General features: G+C 63.8%; 15 protein-coding genes and 1 tRNA gene. 15 read left to right on the top strand and 1 reads right to left on the bottom strand.

The window, feature by feature from the left end:
• Positions 1-48: 48 nt before the first annotated feature.
• From AC1DIX_RS05295 to AC1DIX_RS05285, 3 genes are all read left to right on the top strand, one after another.
• Complete coding sequence (locus tag AC1DIX_RS05295; RefSeq protein WP_477250949.1) at positions 49-810, top strand: GIN domain-containing protein; 762 nt, start codon at positions 49-51, stop codon at positions 808-810.
• Positions 811-843: 33 nt separating this feature from the next.
• Entirely contained in the window at positions 844-1,458 is a 615-nt protein-coding gene (locus AC1DIX_RS05290; protein WP_477322544.1) for a tetratricopeptide repeat protein, read from the top strand.
• Positions 1,459-1,624: 166 nt separating this feature from the next.
• Positions 1,625-1,960: a KGG domain-containing protein gene (locus AC1DIX_RS05285; protein WP_442121796.1), complete on the top strand. Its 336-nt coding sequence runs from the start codon at positions 1,625-1,627 to the stop codon at positions 1,958-1,960.
• Between the two features lie 60 nt (positions 1,961-2,020).
• Here AC1DIX_RS05285 and AC1DIX_RS05280 read toward each other — a convergent pair whose 3' ends face one another.
• Complete coding sequence (locus tag AC1DIX_RS05280) at positions 2,021-2,173, bottom strand: hypothetical protein (protein WP_477322542.1); 153 nt, start codon at positions 2,171-2,173, stop codon at positions 2,021-2,023.
• 425 nt (positions 2,174-2,598) lie between these two features.
• On the opposite strand from AC1DIX_RS05280, the gene AC1DIX_RS05275 reads away from it, so the two are divergent.
• The 12 genes from AC1DIX_RS05275 (at position 2,599) to nuoH (ending at position 13,423) form a co-directional block, all read left to right on the top strand.
• A complete protein-coding gene (locus tag AC1DIX_RS05275; RefSeq protein WP_477322540.1) occupies positions 2,599-3,585 on the top strand; it encodes an NAD(P)H-quinone oxidoreductase in 987 nt (328 codons plus the stop codon).
• A gap of 135 nt (positions 3,586-3,720) precedes the next feature.
• The gene (gene tpiA, locus AC1DIX_RS05270; protein WP_442121794.1) at positions 3,721-4,467 is read left to right on the top strand and encodes a triose-phosphate isomerase; all 747 of its coding nucleotides are present in this window, start codon (positions 3,721-3,723) and stop codon (positions 4,465-4,467) included.
• Positions 4,468-4,520: 53 nt separating this feature from the next.
• Complete coding sequence (gene secG, locus AC1DIX_RS05265; RefSeq protein ID WP_442121793.1) at positions 4,521-4,958, top strand: preprotein translocase subunit SecG; 438 nt, start codon at positions 4,521-4,523, stop codon at positions 4,956-4,958.
• A gap of 227 nt (positions 4,959-5,185) precedes the next feature.
• A tRNA-Leu gene (locus AC1DIX_RS05260) sits at positions 5,186-5,270 on the top strand.
• Between the two features lie 203 nt (positions 5,271-5,473).
• Positions 5,474-5,833: an NADH-quinone oxidoreductase subunit A gene (locus AC1DIX_RS05255; RefSeq protein WP_442121792.1), complete on the top strand. Its 360-nt coding sequence runs from the start codon at positions 5,474-5,476 to the stop codon at positions 5,831-5,833.
• Between the two features lie 3 nt (positions 5,834-5,836).
• Positions 5,837-6,313: a NuoB/complex I 20 kDa subunit family protein gene (locus tag AC1DIX_RS05250; protein ID WP_135190173.1), complete on the top strand. Its 477-nt coding sequence runs from the start codon at positions 5,837-5,839 to the stop codon at positions 6,311-6,313.
• Between the two features lie 18 nt (positions 6,314-6,331).
• Positions 6,332-6,925, top strand: coding sequence for an NADH-quinone oxidoreductase subunit C (locus tag AC1DIX_RS05245; protein ID WP_442121791.1), 594 nt, complete (start codon positions 6,332-6,334; stop codon positions 6,923-6,925).
• Positions 6,925-8,178 (top strand): NADH-quinone oxidoreductase subunit D, encoded by a 1,254-nt coding sequence (locus tag AC1DIX_RS05240; protein ID WP_442121790.1) that lies wholly within the window; start codon positions 6,925-6,927, stop codon positions 8,176-8,178. The genes AC1DIX_RS05245 and AC1DIX_RS05240 overlap by 1 nt, the downstream gene beginning before the upstream one ends.
• Positions 8,179-8,202: 24 nt before the next feature.
• A complete protein-coding gene (gene nuoE / locus AC1DIX_RS05235) occupies positions 8,203-8,679 on the top strand; it encodes an NADH-quinone oxidoreductase subunit NuoE (RefSeq protein WP_442121789.1) in 477 nt (158 codons plus the stop codon).
• Positions 8,676-9,971, top strand: a complete 1,296-nt coding sequence (gene nuoF, locus AC1DIX_RS05230) for an NADH-quinone oxidoreductase subunit NuoF (protein WP_477250938.1) — start codon at positions 8,676-8,678, stop codon at positions 9,969-9,971. Before nuoE ends, nuoF begins: the two co-directional genes overlap by 4 nt.
• Positions 9,972-9,992: 21 nt before the next feature.
• Positions 9,993-12,335 carry an NADH-quinone oxidoreductase subunit NuoG gene (nuoG, locus tag AC1DIX_RS05225; RefSeq protein ID WP_477322538.1) on the top strand — a complete coding sequence of 781 codons (2,343 nt, stop codon included), beginning with the start codon at positions 9,993-9,995 and terminating at the stop codon, positions 12,333-12,335.
• 5 nt (positions 12,336-12,340) lie between these two features.
• A complete protein-coding gene (gene nuoH / locus AC1DIX_RS05220) occupies positions 12,341-13,423 on the top strand; it encodes an NADH-quinone oxidoreductase subunit NuoH (RefSeq protein ID WP_477322536.1) in 1,083 nt (360 codons plus the stop codon).
• The last annotated feature ends 12 nt before the right edge of the window (positions 13,424-13,435 follow it).

Genomic DNA, 13,435 nt, shown 5'->3' with positions numbered 1-13,435 from the left:
TCGAGCACGGTACGCTTGCACAACAAGAACATGGATTCGGAGAACTGGATGAACAAGGTTTTTAAGCTCGGCATGGCGGCCGCGGGAATTGTTGCCTGTTTCGGTGTAGCGCAGGCAGCGCCCGAGGTCGCCACCGAGACCCGCCCCATCGATGCGCGCGTGGTGCGCGTGAAGCTCGACGGCGCGGTCGACCTGCGGATCAGGCAGGGCAGCACGGCCACCCTGACCCTGAGCGGCGATCCGCGCTGGCTGGCCAAGACCGTGACGGTGCAGAGCGGCGATACGCTGAACATCGATACCGACGTCCACGGCCGCGTGCGCCTCGGTTCCCTGCACGCCGAGCTGACCCTGCCCGCGCTGCGCGAGGTGAGTTCCGAGAGCCTGGGTTCGACCGACGTCTCCGGTTTCTCCGGCGACGAGCTGGAACTGAGCCTGGATGGCGCCGGATCGATGCGCATCTCGTGTAATTACAGGATGGTGACGGCCAGCCTGGGCGGCATCGGCAGCATGAACCTGACCAGCCTGAGCGGCGAGGGCGTCGACTTGAATCTGCGCGGCGCCGGTTTCGTGACCCTCAATGGACGTGCCAGATGGCTGAAGGCCGACCTCGGCGGCCTGGGCAGCCTGGATGCGAAGGAATTCGTCGCCGACAGCGTCAACGTCGACCTGTCCGGCCTCGGCAATGCCAGCGTCACGGCGCACCAGAACGCCAGCCTGAACCTGTCCGGCATGGGCTCGGTAACGGTGTACGGCAAGCCCCTGAACCGCAAGGTGGCGGTCGACGGCCTGGGCAAGGTCAGTTGGAAGTAGCACAACAATAAAAATACCGTTCCGAACGAGACAATGAGAAAACACATCGTTGCCATCCTGCTGGCCCTGGGGCTGCACAGCAGTGCGATGGCAGGCTTCACGGAAGGCGCCAACGCCTACAACGCCCGCAACTATGCGCTGGCGTTGAAGGAGATCACGCCGCTCGCCAAGGCCGGCGACGCGGATGCCCAGCACTTGCTGGGCCTGATGTATTACATGGGCCGCGGCGTGCAGCGCGACTACAAGCAGGCCTTCGCCTGGCATTACAAGGCGGCCCAGCAGGGCAAGGCCGACGCCCAGTACGTGATCGGTGCGATGTACTACACCGGCAACGCGGTGCCCGTGGACCAGAAGCTGGCCGTCACCTGGTTCCGCAAGGCGGCCGAGCAGGGTCACCCGGATGCCCAGCACGCGCTCGGCCTGATGTACCGCTACCACGTGGCCGGCATGCCCCAGGACTTCGTCATCGCCTACATGCTGTGGAACCTGGCGGCCGCCAGCGGCCACCGCAGCGCCACCGAGCAGCGCGCCCTGATCGCGCGCCAGATGACCCAGGAGCAGGTCGAGGAAGGGCAGGCGCTGTCGCGCAACTGGAAGCCCGGCAGCCCCTTGCCGACCCAGTCCAGAACCGGCAACAACACCCCTTGAGTTGCTTTCAGGTGCAAAGACCAGGCTGACGTGGCTTGAAGGCCCGATCCTACAAAGCCATGGGGCTTTCATGGTGGGCGGGTTGGTGCGTGGTGACTACCATGGTCTTGTCTCAGCCAGTTTTCGAACGGGCTGGTGCATAACTCACCAATTATCGGAGGTAAGCATGGCATCGAACAATCAAGGCGGCGGCAACAAGGGTAACAACCAGAGCGACACCAGCAACCGCGGCTTCGCATCGATGGATCCGCAAAAACAGCGCGAAATCGCTTCGGAAGGCGGCAAGGCAGCACACGCTTCGGGCAATGCCCACGAGTTCAACTCGGAAGAAGCCCGCCGCGCCGGCTCCATGAGCCACAAGAACGACGGCAGCCAGCAGAGCCAGGGCGGCGGCAGCCAGCAGAGCGGCAGCGGTGGCAGCGGCGGCGGCACTCGCGGCGGCTCGTCGGCGCAGCATGCGAAGGCTGGCTCGCAGAGCCACAAGAACGACAACAAGAAGTAATTACCACCAACCACTCGGTAATTACTAACCACCTCGTCCCCGCCTTCGCGGGGACGACCTTTATCCCGGCGTGGCCGCCGCCGGCTGCACCAGCCCTTCACCGCCGCGGTCCCCAGCGAAACGGAACAACTCCAGCGGCACGGCATTCCCCATCGCCTGGTAGCCCAGGCCGTTCGGGTGCAGGTGGTCGCCGCTGGGCGCGGGCGCGCCCATTCCGTTCGAGATCCGAATCCGGACCTTATTTCCTCCGATACTGGAGTGCGCGATCAGGCGCAAGGTCTGGTCAGTGAAGGTCCGGCGGGCCGCCCTGGCCCGCGCTCCAGGTGCCGACCCGGCGCTCGGTGCTCCAGTCCTGGGCCCCCTGTAAGCTCAACTTCATGTTTCGTTCATTGGTGATGGGGAATGCGCTACGCATCAGCCCGCTGAGCCAATCCGGCAGCCGCGACCGTCCCAACACGCCGGCCCGGCACTGTTGTTGAGCTGACGCCAAGCCCCGTTGCATTTTGGCTGCGGCTGAGCATTTAGTTGCGCAATGGTAACGTTATCAGCAATTTCCGGGCGGCAGTTCGCTTGGTCGCAGCTTGCCGGTGGCGTACAATTGCCACTTGTTCAACAGGCCTATCCGCACAGGAGTCTCCATGCACGCAATCGAAATCACCCAGCCCGGCTCGCCCGAGGTGCTGCAGCCCTGCGAACGTCCGCTGCCCGTGCTGAAGGCCGGCGAAATCCTGATCCGCGTGATCGCGGCCGGCGTCAACCGTCCCGACGTGTTCCAGCGCCTCGGCCAGTATCCGGTGCCGCCCGGCGCCTCCGACCTGCCCGGCCTCGAAGTGGCCGGCGAGATCGTCGACGGCGAACTCGGCGACAGCGGCTTTAACAAGGGCGACCTGGTGTGCGCCCTGGTGCAGGGCGGCGGCTATGCCGAATACTGCRCGGCCCCGCTCGAGCAATGCCTGCCGGTGCCGAAGGGGCTGAGCCCGCTGGAAGCGGCCTCGCTGCCCGAAACCTTCTTTACCGTCTGGAGCAATGTGTTCCAGCGCGCCGCCCTGCAGCCGGGCGAGACCCTGCTGGTGCAGGGCGGCAGCTCGGGCATCGGCGTCACCGCGATCCAGCTCGCAAGCGCCATGGGCCACCGCGTGTTCGCCACCGCCGGCAGCGAAGACAAATGCCGCGCCTGCGAGCAGCTCGGCGCCGAACGCGGCGTCAACTATAAGACCGAGGATTTTTCGGTCGTGGTCAAGGAGCTGACGGGCGGGAAGGGCGTCGACGTGGTGCTCGACATGGTCGGCGGCGACTACATCAAGCGCGAGATCGCCTGTCTGGCCGACGATGGCCGCATCGCCCTGATCGCGCTGCTGGGCGGCGCGCGCGCCGAAGTCGACCTCGGCCAGGTACTGCGCCGCCGCCTGACGATTACCGGCTCCACCCTGCGTCCGCGCCCGGTGGCCTTCAAGGCGCAGGTCGCACGCGAGTTGCGCGAACTTGTCTGGCCGCTCATCGAGGCCGGCAAGATCAGGCCGGTGATCTACCGCAGCTTCCCGCTCGAGCAGGCCGCCCAGGCCCATGCCCTGATGGAGAGCAGCGCCCACGTCGGCAAGATCATGCTGCAGGTGGCGCCCGCCTGAGCCGGCGCAGGCTACCGGGAAACGAATACCCACAACTTTGGAAAACACCATGAATGACAAGCCTTTGGTCAGCCTTCGTTTGACCGTCCATTCAACGACCGCTAAAATAGCGGGTTATTTGACCGTGAGGTTCTGATGCGGCCCAAGCTCATCGTAGGTAACTGGAAGATGAACGGTAGCCGTTTGGTCAATGCGGCCTTGTTGGCGGATATCGCCGCGGGACTCGGCGATGCGAAGGCATCGGCCGCCGTGTGTGTGCCGGCACCCTATCTGCAGCAGTGCGAAGACCTGCTTTCAGGCAGTGCCATTGCCTGGGGTGCGCAGGACGTGTCCGCGTATGAGGGCGGCGCCTATACGGGCGAAGTGTGCGCGAAGATGCTGTCCGACTTCGCCTGCCGCTACGTGATCGTCGGCCACTCGGAGCGCCGCGCCTACCATGGCGAGAGCAGCGAGCTGGTGGCGCGCAAGGCGCAGGCGGCGCTGAAGGAGGGGCTGACCCCGATCGTCTGCGTCGGCGAAACCCTGGAGCAGCGCGAGGCGGGGCAGACCTTCGACGTGGTCGGCGCCCAGCTCGATGCGGTGCTGGAGCTGCTGCCGGCCGAAGCGGTGGCGAAGATCGTGGTTGCCTACGAACCCGTGTGGGCGATCGGTACCGGCAGGACTGCGACGCCGGAGATGGCGCAGGAAGTACATGCGCGGCTGCGCGAGCAGCTGCGGGTGCGTAACGCCGAAGCGGCGGATGGCGTGGCCATCCTGTACGGCGGCAGCATGAAGCCGGAGAATGCGCGCGAACTGCTGTCCCAGCCCGACATCGACGGCGGACTGATCGGCGGGGCGGCGTTGAAGGCGCAGGATTTTCTGGCTATTATTCACGCGACCTGAGCATGCCGCCAGAATAGAATTTGCAACGTAGTTAACCTTGGAATGGAATAATAATGAACGTGTTGTTCAATCTGATCGTTGTTCTGCAGGTCGTGTCCGCGCTGGCCATCATCGGCCTCGTGCTCGTCCAGCACGGTAAGGGCGCCGACATGGGCGCCGCCTTCGGTTCCGGCGCGTCCGGCAGCCTGTTCGGCGCCAGCGGCTCGTCCAACTTCCTGTCGAAGTCGACCGCAGTGGCCGCAGCGATCTTCTTCGCCTCGACCCTCGCGCTGGCCTACTTCGGTACCAACCGTCCGGCAGCCAGCATCGGCGGCGGGGTGATGGAGCACGCGACCGTTCCGGCGACTGCGCCTGCAAACAATGCCGGCAATGCCGTGCCGAACACGGCGCCGGCCGCCCAGGCTCCGGCGCCGGCCGCGACCCAGGACGTCCCGGCGGCCGCCGGCGTGCCGTCGGCTCCGGCTGCTCCGGCTCCGGCTCCGTCCAAGTAAGGCAAGCTCCGCTCCGCACGGTCAAATGCGGACCCCTCCGTGCAGGCTTGCGCGGGGTGGTGTAGTATCGGTGGATTCTCTCCGCCAGCAAGCCCTGGCGGCTTCTCGACCCGCCAGGCTGTGAATACAGCGAAAACACAGTAGAGAAAAAACAGTAGTTTTCCTTGATCTAGCGCAATTTGAGCATTGAAAAAAGGTGCTAAGGCAGGGTAGAATACTGGTCTCCAGCCGACGTGGTGAAATTGGTAGACACGCTATCTTGAGGGGGTAGTGGCGCAAGCTGTGCGAGTTCGAGTCTCGCCGTCGGCACCAAGATACAGAAGCCAGCTAGGGCGCACGGGCTCCGCTCCTGCACTAGCTGGCTTTTTTACGAGGATCTCTGAGGATCCTGGAAAACATCCCAGGGTCTTCGGTCGTACGATCCTGGTGGTAGGCAAAAAGCCAGGATTGCGCGATGCGGTGCTGCAGTCAATGCAGTGTTTTATCAACCGATCGTTCAATAAGGCTTTTCTGCTGTGAACCTCGAGAATTACTTCCCCGTCCTTTTGTTCCTTCTTGTCGGCATCGGCGTTGGCGTCGCTCCGCAAGTCCTTGGCCGCATCATTGCGCCGCACCGTCCCGACGCTGCCAAGCTGTCGCCGTACGAATGCGGTTTCGAAGCATTCGAAGATGCGCGCATGAAATTCGACGTCCGGTACTACCTGGTCGCGATCCTGTTTATTTTGTTTGATCTGGAAACGGCATTCTTCTTCCCATGGGGCGTCTCGATTCGCGACCTGGGCTGGCCGGCGTTCGTCACGATGATGGTCTTCATCGCCGAATTCGTTGTCGGTTTCTGGTACATCTGGAAGAAAGGTGCCCTTGATTGGGAATAAGCCATGGCTATTGAAGGCGTTTTAAACGAAGGTTTTGTTACCACCACAGCCGATAAGCTGATCAACTGGGCCCGTACCGGTTCGATGTGGCCGATGACGTTCGGTCTCGCATGCTGCGCGGTCGAAATGATGCACGCGGGCGCCGCCCGCTACGACCTCGACCGCTTCGGCGTCGTGTTCCGTCCGTCCCCGCGCCAGTCCGACGTGATGATCGTCGCCGGCACCCTGTGCAACAAGATGGCGCCGGCACTGCGCAAGGTCTACGACCAGATGGCCGAGCCGCGCTGGGTCATCTCGATGGGTTCCTGCGCCAACGGCGGCGGCTACTACCACTACTCCTATTCGGTCGTCCGCGGCTGCGACCGCATCGTGCCGGTCGACGTCTACGTCCCGGGCTGCCCCCCGACCGCTGAAGCTCTGCTGTACGGCATCATCCAGCTCCAGAACAAGATCAAGCGCACCAACACCATCGCGCGATAAAACCAAGCAGCTAACACCATGACGACAAAACTCGAAGTCCTTGAGCTCGCCCTGAAGAATGCGCTCGGCGAGCGCGCCGCCATTTCGTCGGCTCTCGGCGAAGTAACCGTGGTAGTCAAGGCCGCCGACTATCTTGCGGCGATGCAGACCCTGCGCGACGACAAATCGCTCGCGTTCGAAGAAATGATCGACCTCTGCGGCGTCGACTACCTGAACTATGGCGAAGGCACCTGGGATGGCCTGCGTTTCGCGGTGGTGGTGCACCTGCTGTCGATCGAGCACAACTGGCGCGTGCGCGTCCGCGTGTTCTGCCCGGACGACGAAATGCCCCTGGTCCAGTCGATCACCGGCATCTGGCGCAACGCCAACTGGTTCGAGCGCGAAGCGTTCGACCTGTACGGCATCCTGTTCGAAGGTCACGGCGACCTGCGCCGCATCCTGACCGACTATGGCTTCATCGGCCACCCGTTCCGCAAGGACTTCCCGATTTCGGGTTACGTCGAGATGCGCTACGACCCCGAGCAGAAGCGCGTGATCTACCAACCCGTGACGATCGAGCCGCGTGAAAACATTCCGCGCGTGATCCGCGAAGAAACCTACGGGATGAAATAATGGCTGAGCTTAAGAATTACACCCTGAACTTTGGTCCGCAGCACCCGGCAGCGCACGGCGTGCTGCGCCTCGTGCTGGAACTGGACGGCGAGGTCATCCAGCGCGCCGACCCGCACATCGGCCTGCTGCACCGCGGCACCGAGAAGCTGGCGGAAACCCGCACCTACCTGCAGTCGGTGCCGTACATGGACCGCCTCGACTACGTGTCGATGATGTGCAACGAGCACGGCTACGTGCTGGCKATCGAGAAGCTGCTGGGCGTCGAAGCCCCGATCCGCGCGCAGTACATCCGCACCATGTTCGACGAGATCACGCGCATCCTGAACCACCTGATGTGGCTGGGCGCGCACGCGCTGGACATCGGCGCCATGGGCCCCTTCCTGTACGCCTTCCGCGACCGCGAAGACCTGTTCGACGTCTATGAGGCGGTGTCGGGCGCGCGCATGCACGCGGCCTACTACCGCCCGGGCGGCGTGTACCGCGACCTGCCGGACGAAATGCCGAAGCACAAGCCGTCGCTGGTGCGCAACCAGCGCGCCGTGGACGAGCTGAACGAAATCCGCCAGGGTTCGGTGCTCGACTTCATCGAAGGCTTCACCAAGCGCTTCGACGGCTACGTCGACGAATACGAGACCCTGCTGACCGACAACCGTATCTGGAAACAGCGTACCGTCGGCATCGGCGTGGTGACCCCGGAAGACGCGAAGGGCATGGGCTTTTCGGGCCCGATGCTGCGCGGCTCGGGCATCGCCTGGGACCTGCGCAAGGTCCAGCCGTACGCCGCCTACGACAAGGTCGAGTTCGACGTCCCGGTCGGCACCAACGGCGACTCCTACGACCGCTACCTGGTCCGCATCGAAGAGCTGCGCCAGTCCAACCGCATCGTCAAGCAGTGCGTCGCCTGGCTGAAGGCGAACCCGGGTCCGGTCATGATCGACAATAACAAGATCGCGCCGCCGTCGCGCGTCGACATGAAGTCGAACATGGAATCGCTGATCCACCACTTCAAGCTGTTCTCCGAAGGCTTCCACGTGCCGCCGGGCGAGGTCTACACCGGCATCGAGCATCCGAAGGGCGAGTTCGGCATCTACATCGTGTCGGACGGCGCCAACAAGCCGTACCGCCTGAAGATCCGTACCCCGGACTATGTGCACCTGCAGAGCCTGGACGAAATGGCGCGCGGCCACATGATTGCCGACGCCGTGACCATCATCGGTACGCAGGACATCGTGTTCGGTTCGATTGACCGCTGATCCGGTCGATAAGGAAGAGAAAAAATGTTATCTGAGCAGTGCTTACAAAAAATTGACCGCGAGCTGGCGAAATACCCGGCCGACCAGCGTCAATCGGCCGTGATGGCCGCGCTGGCCCACGCACAAGTCGAAAAGGGGTGGCTGGCGCCTGAAACGATGCAGGAAATCGCCGACTACATCGGCATGCCCGCCATCGCCGTGCAGGAAGTCGCGACTTTCTACAACATGTACAACCTGAAGCCGGTCGGCAAGCACAAGATCACCGTGTGCACCAACCTGCCGTGCGCCCTGTCGGGCGGCGAGCGCGCCGGCCAGCGCATCAAGGATGCCCTGGGCATCGACTACCGCGGCACCACCGAAGACGGCCAGTTCACCCTGCTGGAAGGCGAGTGCATGGGCGCCTGCGGCGACGCACCCGTCATGCTGGTGAATAACCACCGCATGTGCTCGTTCATGAGCGACGAGAAGATCGACGCCCTGCTGGAGGAACTGAACAAATGACCAGCCTGCACGACCGCCACATCAATCCGCTGATCCTGAAGGATCTGAACGGCGACAACTGGCACCTGGCCGACTACGTCAAGCGTGGCGGCTACTCGGCCCTGCGCAAGATCCTGGAAGAAGGCATTCCGCCCGAGCAGATCATCGCCGACCTGAAGACCTCCGGCCTGCGCGGCCGCGGCGGCGCGGGTTTCCCGACCGGCCTGAAGTGGAGCTTCATGCCGCGCCAGTTCCCGGGCCAGAAATACCTCGTCTGCAACACCGACGAAGGCGAGCCGGGTACGTTCAAGGACCGCGACATCATCCGCTACAACCCGCACGCGCTGATCGAAGGCATGGCCATCGGCGCCTACGCGATGGGCATCACGGTGGGCTACAACTACATCCACGGCGAGATCTTCCAGGAATACCTGCGCTTCGAAGAGGCGCTGGAAGAGGCGCGCGCCGCCGGCTTCCTGGGCGATAACATCATGGGTTCGCAGTTCTCGTTCCAGTTGCACGCCCACCACGGCTACGGCGCCTACATCTGCGGCGAAGAAACCGCGCTGCTGGAGTCGCTGGAAGGCAAGAAGGGCCAGCCGCGCTTCAAGCCGCCGTTCCCGGCCTCGTTCGGCCTGTACGGCAAGCCGACCACCATCAACAACACCGAGACCTTCGCAGCCGTCCCGTTCATCCTGAACATGGGTCCTGAGAACTACATGGGCCTCGGCAAGCCGAACAACGGCGGCACCAAGATCTTCTCGATCTCGGGCGACGTCGAGCGTCCGGGCAACTACGAAGTCCCGCTGGGTACGCCGTTCGCCAAGCTGATGGAACTGGCTGGCGGTATGCGCGGCGGCAAGAAGATCAAGGCCGTCATCCCCGGCGGTTCGTCCGCTCCGGTGATCCGCGGCGAAGTCATGATGGACACCGACCTGGACTACGACTCGATCGCCAAGGCCGGTTCGATGCTCGGTTCGGGCGCCGTGATCGTCATGGACGAGACCCGCTGCATGGTCAAGTCGCTGCTGCGCCTGTCCTACTTCTACTACGAGGAATCGTGCGGCCAGTGCACCCCGTGCCGTGAAGGCACCGGCTGGATGTACCGCATGGTCCACCGTATCGAGCACGGCCAGGGTCGTCCGGAAGACATGGATCTGCTGAACAACATCGCCTTCAACATCAAGGGCCGCACCATCTGCGCGCTGGGCGATGCCGCCGCGATGCCGGTGGAAGCGATGATCAAGAACTTCCGCGAGGAATTCGAATATCACATCGAGCACAAGCACTGCCTCGTGCCCGCATACCTTTAAACCAGGTCAGGTAACGATCAAATGGTTGAAATTGAATTAGACGGCAAGAAAGTAGAAGTCCCACCAGGTTCCATGGTGATGGACGCCGCGAACAAACTGGGAACCTATATCCCGCACTTCTGCTATCACAAGAAACTGTCGATCGCAGCGAACTGCCGCATGTGCCTGGTGGAAGTCGAGAAGGCGCCGAAGCCGATGCCGGCCTGCGCCACGCCGGTCTCGCCGGGCATGATCGTGCGTACGCACAGCGACAAGGCGGTGCAGGCACAGAAGTCCGTGATGGAATTCCTGCTGATTAACCACCCGCTGGATTGYCCGATCTGCGACCAGGGCGGCGAATGCCAGCTGCAGGACCTGGCCGTCGGCTACGGCAAGAGCGGCTCGCGCTACAGCGAAGAAAAGCGCGTCGTGACCCCGAAGGAAGCCGGTCCGCTGATCTCGATGGAAGAGATGAGCCGCTGCATCCAGTGCACCCGTTGCGTGCGCTTCGGCCAGGAAGTGGCCGGCGTCATGGAATTCGGCATGGTCGGCCGCGGCGAGCATTCGGAGATCACCACCTTCGTCGGCAAGACCGTCGACTCCGAAGTGTCGGGCAACATGATCGACCTGTGCCCGGTCGGCGCGCTGACCTCCAAGCCTTTCCGCTACTCGGCACGTCCGTGGGAACTGCAGCGCCGCCGTTCGGTGTCGCCGCACGACTCGCTGGGCACCAACCTGATCGTCCAGGTCAAGGGCGGCAAGGTGATGCGCGTGCTGCCGCTGGAAAACGAGAACATCAACGAGTGCTGGCTGTCGGACAAGGACCGCTTCGCCTACGAATCGCTGGACAACGCCGAGCGCCTGGTCAACCCGATGATCAAGCAGGACGGCAAATGGATCGACACCGACTGGCAGACCGCCCTCGAGTACGTCGCCCACGGCCTGCGTAACATCCGTCACGAGCATGGCGCCGACAGCATCGCCGCCGTCGCGACCCCGCACTCGACCGTCGAAGAACTGTTCCTGCTGCAGAAAGCCATGCGCGGCTTCGGCATCGAGAACGTCGACTTCCGCCTGCGCCAGAGCGACTTCGCGCTGGACGGCACGGTGGTCCCGCACCTGGGCATGCCGATCGCCGAACTGTCGACGCTCAAGCGCGTGCTGGTCGTCGGTTCCTTCCTGCGCAAGGACCACCCGCTGGCCGCGACCCGCCTGCGCGCCGCCGTCAAGTCGGGCGCCAAGCTGTCGATCGTCCACGGTTCGGACGACGACAACCTGATCCCGACCCACGGCCGCATCATCGCCGCACCGACGGACTGGCTGGCTGCGCTGTCGGAAATCGCCGTCGCCGTCGCCGCCGCCAAGGGCATCCAAGCCCCGGCCGGTTTCGAAGGCATCGAAGTGTCGGCCGCGGTGAAGGCCATCGCCGCGACCCTGGTGGTCGAGAACGCCGCCGACCTGCCGGGCGCCGTCCTGCTGGGTAACGCCGCCATGCAGCATCCGGAAGCCTCGAAGCTGCACGCCGTGGCCCAGTGGATCGCCGAGCAGACCGGCGCCAAGTTCGGTTACTTCGTCGACGCCGCCAACACCGTCGGCGGCTACCTCGTGAACGCTATCTCGAAGAATGCCGCGAACCTGTTCGCCCAGCCGAAAAAAGCCTATGTGCTGCTGAACGCCGAGCCGGAACTGGACGCCGCCAACCCGCAGCAGGCCATCAAGGCACTGCAGGGCGCCGAGATGGTCGTCGCGATGTCGGCCTTCAAGCATGGCATGGACTACGCCGACGTGCTGCTGCCGATCTCGCCGTTCAGCGAGACCGCCGGTACCTTCGTCAACTGCGAAGGCCGCGCACAGAGCTTCAACGGCACCGTCAAGCCGCTGGGCGAAACCCGTCCGGCCTGGAAAGTGCTGCGCGTGCTGGGCAACCTGCTGGGCCTGTCGGGCTTCGACTACGAGAACTCGGAGTCGATCCGCGACGAAGCGCTGGGCAAGGGCAACACCGATCTGTCGGCCAAGCTGAACAACGTCGCCAAGCTGGCGCCGGTGTCGGCCAAGTACGCCGAAGTCAAGGACGGCGAGCTGAAGCTGGAGCGCCTGGCCGACGTGCCGATCTACTTCGCCGACGCCATCGCGCGCCGTTCGGAACCGCTGCTGCGCACCGCCGACGCCCAGGCGCCGCTGGCCACCATCTCGGCCAAGCTGGCCGAAGTGCTGGGCGTGCAGGCCGGCGACATGGTCACCGTGCAGCAAGGGGAGGGCAGTGCGACCCTGGTCGCCGCCGTCGACGCGCGCCTGCCGGCGAACGTCGTGCGCGTGGCCGCGGCTCACCAGCTGACCTCGTCGCTGGGCGCCATGTTCGGTCCGATTTCGATTGAAAAGGCTTAATAAAAATGTCGATGCCTGACGTACTCAATAGTTTTTACGCTGGCGGCGAACACCTGGTGGGTCCGACCGTCTGGACCTTTGCCTGGACGCTGCTGAAAATCGTCTGCGTCCTGCTGCCGCTGATGGGCCTGGTGGCCTATCTGGTGCTGTGGGAGCGCAAGCTGATCGGCTGGATCCACATCCGCGTGGGTCCGAACCGCGTGGGCCCGCTGGGCCTGCTGCAGCCGATCGCCGACGCGCTCAAGCTGCTGCTCAAGGAAATCGTGGTGCCGGCCAAGGCCACCCCGAGCCTGTTCATCATCGGCCCGATCATGACCATCATGCCGGCGCTGGCCGCATGGGCCGTCATTCCCTTCGGTCCGGAAGCGGCGCTGGCCAACGTCAACGCCGGCCTGCTGCTGCTGCTGGCCATCACCTCGATGGAGGTGTACGGCATCATCATCGCCGGCTGGGCGTCGAACTCGAAGTACTCCTTCATGGGTGCGATGCGCGCTTCGGCACAGATGATCTCCTACGAAATCCCGATGGGCTTCGTGATGGTCGTGATCCTGATGGTATCGGGTTCGCTGAACTTCTCCGACATCGTCGGCGCCCAGACACGCGGCCACTTCGCCGGCATGGGCCTGAGCTTCCTGTCGTGGAACTGGCTGCCGCTGCTGCCGCTGTTCGTGATCTACATTACCTCCGGCCTGGCCGAGTGCAACCGCCACCCCTTCGACGTGGTGGAAGGCGAATCGGAAATCGTGGCCGGCCACATGGTCGAGTACTCGGGCATGTCCTACGCGATGTTCATGCTGGCGGAATACGCCAACATGATCCTGGTGGCCACGCTGGCGTCGATCATGTTCCTGGGCGGCTGGGCGGCACCGTTCTCCTTCCTGGAATTCGGCGCGCTGGGCGGCTTCTTCTGGCTGTTCGCGAAAGCCTTCCTGGTCGTGTCGCTGTTCGTGTGGGTGCGCGGTACCTTCCCGCGTTACCGCTATGACCAGATCATGCGCCTGGGCTGGAAGGTGTTCATCCCCCTGACCCTGGTGTGGCTGGTCCTGGTCGCCGGCGTCATGCAGACGTCGTGGAACCCCTGGAAGTAAAGAGGCGCAAGA

This window comes from Massilia sp. 05N420 (genome assembly GCF_056397205.1).
The sequence above is the reverse complement of the archived record's forward strand: the minus strand, read 5'-3'. Positions and strand labels throughout refer to the sequence as shown.